We start from the raw sequence: 12,910 nt of genomic DNA on the forward strand, positions 1-12,910 counted from the left end.
ATCTCACCTCCTGAATAATTAGAACTGAAACCATTATAACTTACAGCATCAGTCAGAATTTTAGACTGCATGAATATCTACACAAGGTTCACCTTGACAATGATTAACTTCCACAGCAACATGAGCAAGAGAAGGAATATCTTTGAGGAGATTTTTATAATATTCCGGTGTTTGTGGATAATGGGTAACTAAAGAAATTGTAGCAGCTAAATGATGCTGACCCACATACCAAATATGCAAATCTGTAACCTTATTATCAGCATTTTCTTCTATAGCATTAACAATAGCTAATTTGATTTGTTTATCACCTGATCCATCTAATAAAATTAAACCCGTATCACGCACCAAACCATAAGACCATTTAGCAATTACCGCAGCACCCACAAATCCCATTGCTGCATCCATCCACACCCAACCCAAAAATTTACCAGCAAATAAAGCAATAATCGCAAACACAGAAGTTAGTGCATCTGCCAAAACATGAATATAAGCAGCACGCAAATTATGATCTTGATGTTCATGATGATGATGTTCATGATGTTCATAATGATGATGTTCATGATGTTCATGATGATGATGTTCATGATGTTCATGATGATGATTATCTTGCAATAAAAAAGCACTGGCGATATTCACAACCAAGCCAATAATAGCCACACCAATTGCTTCATTAAAGTGAATATTTTGCGGTTCAAAAAACCGCCCCAGTGATTCCATTCCCATCACAAAAGCGATCACTGCCAACGCTACAGCACTAGCGAAACCACCCAAAACACTAACCTTTCCTGTGCCAAAAGTATACTTGGGATTATTGGCATTATTGCGTGCATATTGATAAGCAAAAATCGTAATTCCAAAAGCTGCAACATGAGTGGCCATGTGCCAACCATCAGCAAGCAAAGCCATCGAACCAAAAAACGTTCCTGCGGCAATTTCCGCAACCATTGTTAATGCCGTCAGCAGCATCACAATTTTAGTATTTTTTTCTGCCTGATTTTGATCTACAGAAAAATCGTGAGAATGCTGCCATTGTTCAAGGGTATGAATATGCACGGATTTTTTACACTCCTTGTAATAGGGGACTGGTGACTGGTGACTGGTGACTGGGTAGTAATTGATAATTACCAATTACCAATTACCAATTACCAGCCACAACTAAAAGTTGCATGATTTTGGATTAATGTCCTGATTTTGAGTTTAAAAATCCCTCGCAAATTCTGTCAAGAACTTCAAGGCTTTCAAAATATAATTAGCGCAATCTCTGGGTGAAGTGTTGTAAAATTGAGGCCATGCTAAACCTTTATCTTCATCATAGCGATCGCCCCGTTCAGGATTTTTTTCTAACCACGCTAACCGCACTGCGTGACCAATTAACACATCTAATACTATATAATCTTGAATTTGTAAATTAGGGTTATTCGCAGCTATAGCTCCTAACTCCATCAACGCTTCCACATTTACTTGGCGATATTCTGGCGCTTCAATTTTATTGAGTAAATGTTCAATTCTCAAGGCAAAATTTCTTTCACCCGCAGTCATTTCCGAAATCATCACCTCACTTTCTAAACGATTCCGTCTTTCCAACTTATCGCCAATCACCAAACCTTTACAATGGTGCATTAACAACCAAACTTGTTTAAAAAAGTCCTTGGGAACTCGATTTATTGCCCCTTCCGCTTGACGAAATCTTCGCCAATTTTCTGGAGTCACGGCAATTTCATCTTCACTAATTACAGGTTGCACTACCCAAGCAATATCACTTTCTTTTTGCTTAATATGCAGTGATTCTTGTTGACGTAATAAACCACTCACCCCACTATAACTTGTTAAAACTTTTTCCAAACGCAGTTTCACTTCATAAGGTGAAAGCTGCATCAGGTGATCATAAGCTTCGTCTTGGGTCACACCTAATTCTTGAGCTAATTCGCTAGTAATTAACAGAATTAAATAACCAACCCTCAGTGTTAAAAGTCCTTTAAATAATTCTGGTTCTGTTTTGATTAACACACCTAAATAAATGAGAATTTCTTGAGTTAAAACCCTGTCTCTGATATCTTCCCGACAGAAATTATTAATTTTCTCGGCAATTTCATGATGTGATTTTGGTACAATTATTAATGAAGCTTCACTATAAGCCCTACCTACAGCAATTTGTTTACCTCTTACCAAAATACTTGTCACCGCATCCGATAAACCAATATCCACCATTTGCCGTAAACCAGCAGCACGACGCACCACCGCCCACAAACCTAAATAACCTGCTTTAGTGTAAACTTCATCCAATAAATCACCCACTGTCACACTATAACCATCTTCACCATAACCAGTATCAAAATCCAAACCCTTTAACCGATTTAAAGTTTGCAGTAATTCAATTTGTTCATAGATATTTTCTGAGGAACGTAAATAACTTAGTAACAAATCTAAGTTAGTTTCACATTCCATTTGAAATTCTTGAGTATGTCCCAACCGCCAATTTTTCTCAGGCTGAGAAACCAAGTAATAACAACGTAATCTCGCATTTTTAACTGGAGGACAGAATAATTCTATATCTGTAATAAAATCAATTCTTTGAATTGCCCCAGTCAACATTAATTGATTTAACTTGCCTAATTTTACCTGCACACCACCGCAAACACCATTTTTCAGTTCTTGCATTAATGCTAATAATGCATCTGAACCTGTTTCTAGCATCGTGCGAGTAATCATCAATGTCAAAATAGGACGACCTAAATCACTCCAATATTTTTGGATATAAGCCAATTCACCTCTAATTTGATCCAGCAGAAAATGATAATCTAGCGTTAAATAAAACTGCTGTGCATCTAAGAAAGCAGGTAAAAATACAACAGTTTGATTTTGAATTTTAAATATTCTGGAAGTTGTCAAACTCCGCAACCTTCGCACCGGACGACCTGTTAAACCTAATTGATCATTGCGCCCAATTTGCGTATAAATTTCTGATAATTCCCCAGCTTGTCTCACTTGAATGGGTTCTACTTGGTTGGGTGTTTGACTTTCAATGCCATATACTTCTAATTGTGCTTGCACTTCTTCATTTTCTGCCAATAAAGCAATTTGTATCATTGCTTCCCGTTTTTTACCCACGCACAAATGTCTACCCAAGGGATCAATATCACCTACTGCGATTAAACCTTCACTCAACATTTGCCCCAGAAAATACAAACTTTGCGCCCAAACTAAGGGGATATTTTCATTAGGTAATCTTGTTTGGGAATGGGGATTTAATTTCTCCGCTTCAATCTTTTCCTCTGGTACATAATACAATTCTGGTAATAACTGGAAACCATCTCTTTCTACCAGTAATGCTGCTAACAATTCTTGGTATTTTTGCACTTGTTCCTGGTCTTGACGAAAAATACCATCAAGCACTAAATAAGTGAAAAATAGCGGCCATTCACATTCAATATCCTCAAATTGTTTCAGTTCCCAAGGTTCATAATGTAACCGATGAGTATCTTCTAAAATTGTTTGATGTCCATCTCTGAGGAAGCGTTTACAGCCATATTTACCAGCTAATTTATTAATAATTTCCTTATATGTGCGTTCCCTCAGTTGTGCATCTTCAACAGCAAAAGCAGGATAGCTAATAATACTCAATAATGCAGCATCAACTTCTTTAGATGCAGACTCTCTTGGTAATAAAGATTCTAAAGTAATTCTCGCTCTAGAAATTTCATCTGGTAAAACATGAATTACTGATGCTTGACTACCATGCACACCAAATAAATTCAGTCCATTGATAGCTTCTAGTGCAGCTTTTGCCATTCCCAGAGAACTAGCATTTAATTCTGCCTTACCATGATTAATTTTATTACCTCGCTCCCAAATTCCATAATCTGGTGTGCGGTAAGCTCTACCAATGTAATAAACTAAATTTTGGACAAAGTTAACTTCATCCAAGGTAAAAATAATTGATAAACCTGCTGCTGTCATTTCTGCCAACATCAGCAAATATATAGATGTGGCATCTAGTTGTAAATGTCCCCATTCATCATCACCAACAACAATATCACCAGTAGCTGTGTTGTATTTGGCATGCAGTCCATCTAACAAAGATTGGGTATGTTTAAATTTTTCAACTTTATGCGCCTGTCGCATCATAGCGAAGAGCAAACCACGCATTAATTTAACAACACTATATTCAAGTTCGTAAGTACGTCCTTGATCATTATCTATTTTTCGGTATGCCAGCGCTAAACCCCAAACTGCCAAAATGCTATAAACATTGTCTCGCACCCAAGCATCAGTATAATCACCATGAGCGGTAATTGCGGTACTCGCAGGTAACAAACCCGTGATAGGATTTTGACGAGCGAGAATAATGGTTTTGATTTGTTGGTAGTAGTAGTCTAAGCGAGTTGGCAGTTCTGTGGGTGTTTTCATAAGTAGGTAGGCATTAAAAATTGTCGTTATGGCAAGGCAGGAGGCAGAAGGCAGGAGGCAGAAGGGAATAGGTTTTTAGCAATTTTACATTTTTGTACTTGCTTGTTTTTTTTGTACCGACTTACTTAGTTTGTCAGTAAAGTTATAAATCAATTATACTCTGTAACTGTGACGTAAATTTCTCTTCCCAAGCAATCAATTAACTGGCAAATCATGAGGGAATTACATATCATAACCAGTTGTTATTTATATATGATTTTTTGGGTAACTAAATTGTGCTTTCAGTAAGTATATCTAATAATTTCCACTGATAACATTATTTGCTAACTTGTTCAAATCTTCATGATATTTACCGCTATTTTTCCCAAATTTAAGCTTTTCTTTGGTATTATAAAGTAAAGAGAAAAAAATACTCAATCAAGGCAATGCAAACTACAAACAACTTAAAAAACATCTTTCTATTATAGAGATCAACTGCCTTGAAGACCAGAAAAATTTGTAACAGACAAGAGAGGATATGTTATGTGTTTACGTTACAATGAAAACCACTCTCCTTTGCTCAAAGTAGTTTACTCCCAAGTAAAAGTTAATGGCAAAACTGAATTAGTACCCCTAGAACTATATGCTTATGGTTCGCTTAAACGCGGTAAGTCTTAAATCAAAATCAAACAAGAGTATTCCAGTACCGATGATCATATATTTATTGCCCCAAGGTTATTTTTTCCAAGTGAATTAATTAATTTATGGATATAGAGTATGTTTTTTCCAAGTGCTAACCCCCCTGACATTTTCCGTTTGGGGGGTTTAAATTTGTTTGGGGGTGTAGGAGTGCAGGGGGAGAATAATAACCTATCCATCATCTTTTCCCCAATTACCAATAACCAATAACCAATTACCAATGACAAATTTACAGTTCCTAATGGATGCCGAAAACGATATCATATAAGGCATCACTTCAGACATCACAGACTGAACGCGCCATGAAAGTAGAAACTATTCGCACGACGTTAACGATCCCGAAAGAATTGTTAGAAGCGACTGATAAAGCTGTGTTAGAGGGGAAAGCCAAAAGTAGAAATGAGTTTGTGGTGCAAGCCTTGAAGCGAGAACTAGCAGCACAAAGGCGAGCCGAAATTGATGCCGCTTTAGCGGAAATGACCAGAGATCCAGATTATCAAGCAGAAGTTTTAAGAATGGAGGCGGAATTTGCTACGGCTCAATGGGAGGCGTTGCAGCTAGGGGAATCTCCACGATGAGAAGGGGTGAAGTGTACGATGCGCGTCTAGAAATGACTGAAGGTTCAGAACAAGGAGGAACTCGCCCCGTAATTATTGTCAGTCGTGACGTAATTAATTTATCTAGCCCAGTTGTTTTGGCAGTACCTTGCACGACTTATCAAACCGGCAAGCGGGTTTACCCCACTCAAGTTTTAATTTTAGCACCAGATGGCGGACTGAGGAAAGACTCGATCGCAATGGCAGATCAGGTGCGGGTATTATCTAAAACGCGCTTTTTGCGATTACGAGGTGTACTTTCTGACGCAGTAATGGCACATCTAGCACAGGCTTTATTAATCGCTTTGGATCTACCAGGGGAAGTAGATATAGCAGGTGACTGGTGACTGGTGACTGGTGACAGCAAGAAGGGAATAAATAGGGAGTGAAGAAGATTTTAGATTGGAGATAACAAAAACAATCCAAAATCCAAAATCCAAAATAAAAAAGTCCAGTCTCCTGTTGTCATAAAATATGTGGAGACACGAATTTAATCATGTCCCCACATAAAGCTTTGTATGTGTTTGTATGGGCTGTAAAATCAGCGACGTTTGGCAGTGCTGCGTTTAAGTTCACGGGTTTCGTCTTCTCGACGACGGCGATCGCGCCAATCTGCCAAGGTTAAATAGACTACACCACCTGTAACTCCCACTAGCAGCACTAGGGCAACTATAGCCAAAATACTCAGTAATGGACTTTCCACGATTCCTCTAGAGTCCGTTCCGTCCCCAGACTACCATAGAAATCGACCAAGTGAACACAACCAGAAGTGATACCCAACCTAGTGTCAAAATCATAGTTCTACTTTTCAAATAATTGCAAAAGGTTTCTAATGTTTATCATACCGGGAAAAGGCGGTAGATTGTTCATTGGTGTTTACAGAAGGCTGGCCAGGTTTATGGAACTCATGCAAGAAAGGTTAGAATCTGTCAAAGCAGGTGTTATTGGTAGTTTATCCGTTGGTTCTGCTTTCTTAGTTACGACTGTTGTTAATGGGTTGTTGCTAAAGCAGTATTTTCCTATACTGAATATTCATCAAGGTTCGTCAATTGATTTACAAATAATTAATTTACAAATTTCACAAATTTCACAAATTTCACAAATTTCACAAATTTCACAAATAATTAATTCACCAATTAATTTACAATTTATACTTAGTGCTGTAATTGCAGGTTTTTCTGGTTTTCTATTTGGTGTCACCTATCGCTATATCATCAGAGTAGATAAAAATAGTCACCTTAAATCTGGTGCGGTATTTGCTTTTGGTTTAGTACGCGGATTAACTCAAATAGAATTTGGTTGGAGTTTCAATAATGCAATTTTACCTTTTTTAATCTTAGCCGCAGAGAGTATTTTCTGGTTTGCCTTAGCAGTTACTCTTCTCGATCTTGCTATTTCTCTAACTTGGTTAAAACCATTTATAGGGAATAGGCAATAGTTAAGGAATTTCTCCCCAATCACCAATCACCAATCACCAATCACCAATCAAATTGATTATTTTACATCTGTCACCCGCCAGCTTAATTTGAGGTTAACCCAGAAATTCCAAATTGTTGCTACTGCGATCGCAATCAAGTTAGCAATATACTGATTAGGAATCAAGAAATTATAAACAACATTCAAAACCAAAACATTAATTACCAATCCTGCTAAACAAACCACATTAAATTTTAAAAACCTCTTAATGCGTTGTTTCCATCCTTTTTGCTGCATGGACACATCTGCAAATGTCCAAGCATCATTCCACAGGAAATTATTAAAAATGGCAATTTCACCAGCAATTATTTTACTGCGAGTTAAAGGTAAAGCCAAAGTAGAAGCATCACTGAGTAAATAAAGCACTGCCATATCTACAAACACCCCACTCAAACCCACTAAACCAAAGCGGATAAATTTGCCAATGGGGAAATCTATTTTGCAACTTATTTTACCTAACTTGTCAGTAGATACCCGTAAACGAATTAAATGTTGAATATACTCAACATATTGCTTCCACGTTACTTTACTTTCTCCTTCTGTTCTTTCGCGGAAGACATAACCCGCTTCAGCAATTTCTCTAACGTTACCTCTACCAATCACCTCCAAAAGAATTTTATACCCCACAGGATTCATCGTAGCACCAGCGATCGCACTTCGACGCACCATAAAATAACCACTCATCGGGTCAGTAACTCTACCCAATACCCCTGGTAAAATAATCAACCCTAAAACCTGCGCCCCACGGGATAAAAACCGCCTCACCACACTCCAACTACTGACACCACCACCCTCAACGTGACGACTAGCTAAAGCCAAATCCGCCCCTTGTTCTATTTTTTGTAATAGTTGTAATAATACTTCTGGCGGATGCTGCAAATCTCCATCAATCACACCCAAAACACGCCCTTTAGCGGCTTGCCAACCTCTAATTACCGCTGAAGAAAGTCCCTTTTCGTCTTGACGACGCATTACCCGCAACTGCGGATAATCAAGTATCAAAGATTGTGCTACCTGCCAAGTCAAATCCGGGCTGTCATCATCAACTACAATTAATTCATAATTATTAGGTATCGCTGCATCTAGTAAACTAGTGAGGATATTGATGATATTCTCGATATTATCACGCTCTTTGTAAGTAGGAATTACCAGAGATAGGAGAAGATCATTGTTTCTAGCTACAAAATCACTAGGTGGATGTTCCGCAATCTTTAATAAACCAGTAGGAACGTTTAATAGGGAATGAGAGGCATCGAAGTCCATAAATTAAAATTTAAAATATTTTAGTCTAAAAAATTAATTATTTTATTTATTTTATTTGTAAAAACTATAGGCATCCGGTTTGATATCTGAAATTATTTATTTAGGTAGATAAAAGGTACTCATGCACAATAAAACAGACGTTTGGAGGATGTTTAAAAAGTCTCACTTGGGTGATGAGAAATTACATCTACACAGCCAAAGCTACCTATACAGGTTTGAAACCCCTAATTTTTCCTTAGTTCACTGGTGAATTTTGTTTGTGTGGTAGCGATTTATATTCGCCTATAGCGTTAGCCCTCAACTTTTTAGAAAACCTCTTAAAAACCAATTTAACATATAGCCAAAGCATTAAAATAGTAAGTTAGCTTTTAATTCATTCCATTCATACATTAATAAAATTTTAAATAGCTGTGACTAATATAACATTGGATTCTATTCTTGAGCGTTCCTTACTAGGGTTTAATATATCACCATCTGAGGCAGTAGTTTTATTAAACCAAACTGACCAGGAATCTGTAAATACTATTCGGGAAACTGCTGACAAACTGCGACAAAAACAAGCTGGTGAGACTGTTACTTACGTAATCAACCGTAACATTAATTTTACTAACATTTGTGAACAGCACTGTAGTTTTTGTGCATTCAGAAGGGATGATGGTGATACGGATGCTTACTGGTTAGATTGGGCGCAGATTTTAGAAAAATCTACAGATGCAGTGCGTCGAGGGGCTAAAGAAATCTGTATGCAAGGGGGATTAAACCCACAAGCGCAAATTAACGGTAAATCCTTACCTTATTACATTAAATTGGTAGAAACCATTAAACAAGAGTTTCCCCAGCTACATTTACACGCCTTTTCGCCCCAGGAAATCCAGTTTATTGCTAGAGTTGACGGAATTTCCTATACTCATGTCATAGAAGCTTTACGTGATGCGGGTGTGGGTTCAATGCCAGGAACAGCAGCCGAGGTGTTAGATGATCAAGTGAGAAAAGTATTATGTCCTGAAAAGATAGATACTGCAACTTGGTTAGAAATTGTCAGTACAGCGCACAAATTAGGTGTACCAACTACGAGTACCATGTTATCGGGGCATATTGAAACACCGGAACAGCAAATAGGACATTTAGAAAAATTGCGATCGCTGCAACAAACAGCCTTAGAAAAAGGATACCCAGCCAAAATTACAGAATTTATTTTATTACCCTTTGTGGGTCAAGAAGCACCTAAATCCTTACGTCGTCGAGTAGGAAGAGATCAACCAGTATTAGCAGATGCGCTGTTACTAACTGCGGTAGCGCGGATATTCTTAGGAAACTGCATCCCTAACCATCAACCGAGTTGGGTGAAACTAGGGTTAGCTGGTGCAACAGAAGCCTTAACTTGGGGTTGTAACGATATTGGCGGTACTTTGATGGAAGAACACATTACCACAATGGCCGGGGCTATTGGTGGTACGTGCATGGAAGTAGAAACTCTGGAAAATGCGATCGCCTCCCTCAACAGACCTTATCAACAACGGAATACTTTATATGAGGTGATTGGTGATTAGGGATTGGTGATTGGGAAAAATAAAAAATATAAGTAATTACCCATTACCCAGTCACCAGTCACCAGTCACCAGTCACCAGTCCCCTATTCCCTGATACGATGGACTGTGATTTACGTATTTAATTAATGGATATGAAGCATTATTGGTCGCGTCTGCTGGCACTACTTTTAGTAGTCACCATCGGTTTAATGGGTTGTTCTGGCAGTCCAGACGGCTTAACCGGAGATTATCGTCAAGACACCTTGGCCGTAGTCAAAGTCTTAAAACAAGCCGTAGAATTATCACCAGATGATCCTAATAAAGCAGCAATACAAGCAGAAGCACGTCAAAAAATCAATGACTTTTCTGCACGTTATCAAAGATCCAATGCCGTTTCTGGCTTGAGTTCCTTTACAACCATGAGAACCGCCCTGAACGCTTTAGCTGGACATTACAGTTCCTACCCTAACCGTCCCATACCTGAAAAGCTGAAAAATCGCCTAGAAAAAGAATTTGCTCGTGTTGAAGCAGTCGTTAACCGTGGTGGTTAATTATTAGGCAAAAGTTGATAATTTGCAAATATTCTTAATAGCAGGCTTGGCCTGCTTTTTATGCAAAAATTTCTCTAGATTCATGAATATTTCTCCTATACGGGCGAAGCATTCAGGCGATAAATTATCAATTTTGATCACAGGTTATTGTCCTGTAAGAGCGTTTGCGAAGCGTGCTGGAAGCATCAGCATTCGGGTGATAAATTATCAATTGTGATCACAATTTTCCTGTAAGGGCGAAGCATTCGGGTGATAAATTATCAATTGTAATCACAATTTTCCTGTAAGGGCGAAGCATTCGGCCGATAAATTATCAATTTTGATCACAGGTTATTGTCCGAATGCTTCGCCCCTACGACTCCTTAAATAAATTTTTCCTGTTGTCATATATTAATTAAGAAATTTAGCAAAAGATAGATCAATTAAGGTTAATTAAGCAATATGTACAAAACTCTTTTCAACTTTCCCACACCAAGATTATTGCGTCGCAGTCTATTTGCTGTTTTCTTTAGCAGTAGTATGTTAATTCCTAACTTTAGCACTCAACCAGCAGCAGCACAAGTAATGGAGTTATGTCAATTATCACCAAAAGCAGTTAAACAAAAAGAAGAACTACGTTTATCAGCCATTAAAGGCAATAGAAATGCTCAAAGTCGTTATCAAAAAATCCTCAAAGAACACGCAGAAGAATTACAAAATTGTCGCCGTCAAAATTGGCCACAAACTCAAGCTATCTGGTTACGTTTGTATCCCTGTGACTCTCAGCCAGGAGCAATTGATCAGATAATGGATCATATAGTCAATAGTGGCTATAACCAAGTTTATTTAGAAGCATTTTATGATGGTCAAGTATTGTTACCAGCAGCAGCTAATCCCACAGTTTGGCCATCTGTTGTTCGTACTCCAGGAAAAGAAAAAGTTGATTTATTAGCTGAAGGAATTAAAAAAGGACAAGCAAGAGGATTAAAAGTTTATGCTTGGATGTTTACAATAAATTTTGGCTACACTTATGGTCAAATTGAGAGTAGAAAAGATGCGATCGCTCGTAATGGAAAAGGTCAAACTAGCATAGAAGTTGTAGATAACCGTTCCCAAGTATTTGTAGACCCCTATAACACCCAAGCAAAAACCGATTTTTACCGCATGGTACAAGAAATAATGCGTCGTCGTCCTGATGGCTTATTATTAGACTATGTACGCTATCCCCGACAAGCTGGAACTGATTCCATAGCTACAAAAGTTGGCGATTTATGGTTATTTACTCCGGCAATTCAAGAAGCTTTATTGCGTCGTGCCAAAAATAATAAAGGACTAGAATTAATTCGCCGGTTTTTAAGTAAAGGATACATCACAGCAGGAGATATAGGACAAGTTGATCAACTTTATCCCCAAGAAGATGAACCAATGTGGCAAGGTCGTATTCCTCCAGTTGCAGAAAAATCATTACTCACAGCAAACGATAAACAACCAATTTTACAAACAGATTTATGGCTTTTGGCAATTGCTCACGCCATGCAAGGTATATTAGATTTTGTTGCCCTAGCTAGTTATCCAGCCACACAAAATAATATTCCAGCGGGAGTAGTATTTTTCCCAGAAGGTAATCAAACAATAGGAAAAGGTTATGATTCCCGTTTACAACCTTGGGATAGATTTCCTAATACTTTAGAATGGCATCCTATGTCCTATGCGACTTGTGGAAATGCTAATTGTATTATGGACCAAGTGCAAAGAGTTTTAAGTATGGCACAACCAGGTACAAAAGTTATTCCTGCTTTAGCTGGTAAATGGGGAGAACCAATAACTGGCCGTCCACCTTTAGAACAACAAATGGCAGCTTTAAGGAGATTTGCACCTCAAATTAATGCAGTTAGTCATTTCGCCTATTCTTGGCAACATCCAGAACTTGATGGACAGCGGAAATTCTGCAAATCTCAGTGATATTGCGTCTATTTGAATAGGAATTAATCATATAGCCCAAATATTGGTTTTCGTGTAGTCTGTGGGGTTGGGGGGATTCTTCAGTAACCCTTTATACTTTTCTCCTTTTTTGCTTTGCACTTTTTCTTTTTTACTCTTTTCAGCGGATCGTTAAAATTTTTTTTGGAAAATAGAGTCTGTATAATTGACCAAGTGCTTTCTTGGTCCTTAGAGAATGTTTTAAAATTGGTATACCGTCATTTTCATCACATTGCTACCCCTTCACCTTTTGTAAAATAGTAGTAAAGATATTTGATACACTATAAGACACTTTTCAAACAAACTCTTATAATTAGGGCTTGCTGAATAAACTCAAAACCTTGATAAATCAAGGGTTTCAGGTGGAAAATCAGGAAATCAGTGCAGGATTTTTCAGGGGTATACTCCTAAAAGCGTGCATTTTCCGGGTGAAATTTCAAAGAATTGGTTA

12 protein-coding genes are annotated in these 12,910 nt (G+C 37.9%); 7 read left to right on the forward strand and 5 right to left on the reverse strand.

Annotated features, from left to right (window positions below; genetic code table 11):
* Positions 1-60: 60 nt before the first annotated feature.
* Positions 61-1,128, reverse strand: a complete 1,068-nt coding sequence (gene dmeF / locus PN497_RS05590; protein WP_199291089.1) for a CDF family Co(II)/Ni(II) efflux transporter DmeF — start codon at positions 1,126-1,128, stop codon at positions 61-63.
* Positions 1,129-1,197: 69 nt separating this feature from the next.
* The gene (locus PN497_RS05595; protein ID WP_096570631.1) at positions 1,198-4,407 is read right to left on the reverse strand and encodes a glycoside hydrolase family 15 protein; all 3,210 of its coding nucleotides are present in this window, start codon (positions 4,405-4,407) and stop codon (positions 1,198-1,200) included.
* Positions 4,408-4,929: 522 nt separating this feature from the next.
* Between PN497_RS05595 and PN497_RS05600 the strand changes: the two genes are divergently transcribed.
* The 3 genes from PN497_RS05600 to PN497_RS05610 all read left to right on the forward strand — a co-directional run bounded on the left by PN497_RS05600 (position 4,930) and on the right by PN497_RS05610 (position 6,028).
* Positions 4,930-5,064: a hypothetical protein gene (locus PN497_RS05600; protein ID WP_272109765.1), complete on the forward strand. Its 135-nt coding sequence runs from the start codon at positions 4,930-4,932 to the stop codon at positions 5,062-5,064.
* A 323-nt stretch (positions 5,065-5,387) separates the two neighbouring features.
* Positions 5,388-5,663, forward strand: coding sequence for a ribbon-helix-helix domain-containing protein (locus tag PN497_RS05605; protein WP_096570629.1), 276 nt, complete (start codon positions 5,388-5,390; stop codon positions 5,661-5,663).
* Positions 5,660-6,028 carry a type II toxin-antitoxin system PemK/MazF family toxin gene (locus PN497_RS05610; protein ID WP_096570627.1) on the forward strand — a complete coding sequence of 123 codons (369 nt, stop codon included), beginning with the start codon at positions 5,660-5,662 and terminating at the stop codon, positions 6,026-6,028. The genes PN497_RS05605 and PN497_RS05610 overlap by 4 nt, the downstream gene beginning before the upstream one ends.
* 194 nt (positions 6,029-6,222) lie before the next feature.
* Here the strand turns inward: PN497_RS05610 and PN497_RS05615 are convergent, their stop codons facing one another.
* Positions 6,223-6,384 (reverse strand): hypothetical protein, encoded by a 162-nt coding sequence (locus PN497_RS05615; RefSeq protein ID WP_096570625.1) that lies wholly within the window; start codon positions 6,382-6,384, stop codon positions 6,223-6,225.
* A 7-nt stretch (positions 6,385-6,391) separates the two neighbouring features.
* Positions 6,392-6,478, reverse strand: a complete 87-nt coding sequence (gene petN / locus PN497_RS05620; RefSeq protein ID WP_013189847.1) for a cytochrome b6-f complex subunit PetN — start codon at positions 6,476-6,478, stop codon at positions 6,392-6,394.
* 101 nt (positions 6,479-6,579) lie between these two features.
* Between petN and PN497_RS05625 the strand changes: the two genes are divergently transcribed.
* Positions 6,580-7,119 (forward strand): hypothetical protein, encoded by a 540-nt coding sequence (locus PN497_RS05625; RefSeq protein WP_096570623.1) that lies wholly within the window; start codon positions 6,580-6,582, stop codon positions 7,117-7,119.
* A 56-nt stretch (positions 7,120-7,175) separates the two neighbouring features.
* Here PN497_RS05625 and PN497_RS05630 read toward each other — a convergent pair whose 3' ends face one another.
* Positions 7,176-8,420: a glycosyltransferase gene (locus PN497_RS05630; RefSeq protein ID WP_096570621.1), complete on the reverse strand. Its 1,245-nt coding sequence runs from the start codon at positions 8,418-8,420 to the stop codon at positions 7,176-7,178.
* 410 nt (positions 8,421-8,830) lie between these two features.
* Between PN497_RS05630 and cofH the strand changes: the two genes are divergently transcribed.
* From cofH to PN497_RS05645, 3 genes are all read left to right on the forward strand, one after another.
* Entirely contained in the window at positions 8,831-9,970 is a 1,140-nt protein-coding gene (gene cofH / locus PN497_RS05635) for a 7,8-didemethyl-8-hydroxy-5-deazariboflavin synthase subunit CofH (protein ID WP_096570619.1), read from the forward strand.
* 131 nt (positions 9,971-10,101) lie between these two features.
* Positions 10,102-10,500 (forward strand): photosystem II protein Psb27, encoded by a 399-nt coding sequence (gene psb27, locus PN497_RS05640; RefSeq protein WP_096572777.1) that lies wholly within the window; start codon positions 10,102-10,104, stop codon positions 10,498-10,500.
* A gap of 441 nt (positions 10,501-10,941) precedes the next feature.
* Complete coding sequence (locus PN497_RS05645; RefSeq protein WP_096570617.1) at positions 10,942-12,441, forward strand: family 10 glycosylhydrolase; 1,500 nt, start codon at positions 10,942-10,944, stop codon at positions 12,439-12,441.
* Positions 12,442-12,910 lie beyond the last annotated feature (469 nt).

This window comes from Sphaerospermopsis kisseleviana CS-549 (assembly GCF_028329225.1).
Lineage (GTDB): Bacteria > Cyanobacteriota > Cyanobacteriia > Cyanobacteriales > Nostocaceae > Sphaerospermopsis > Sphaerospermopsis kisseleviana.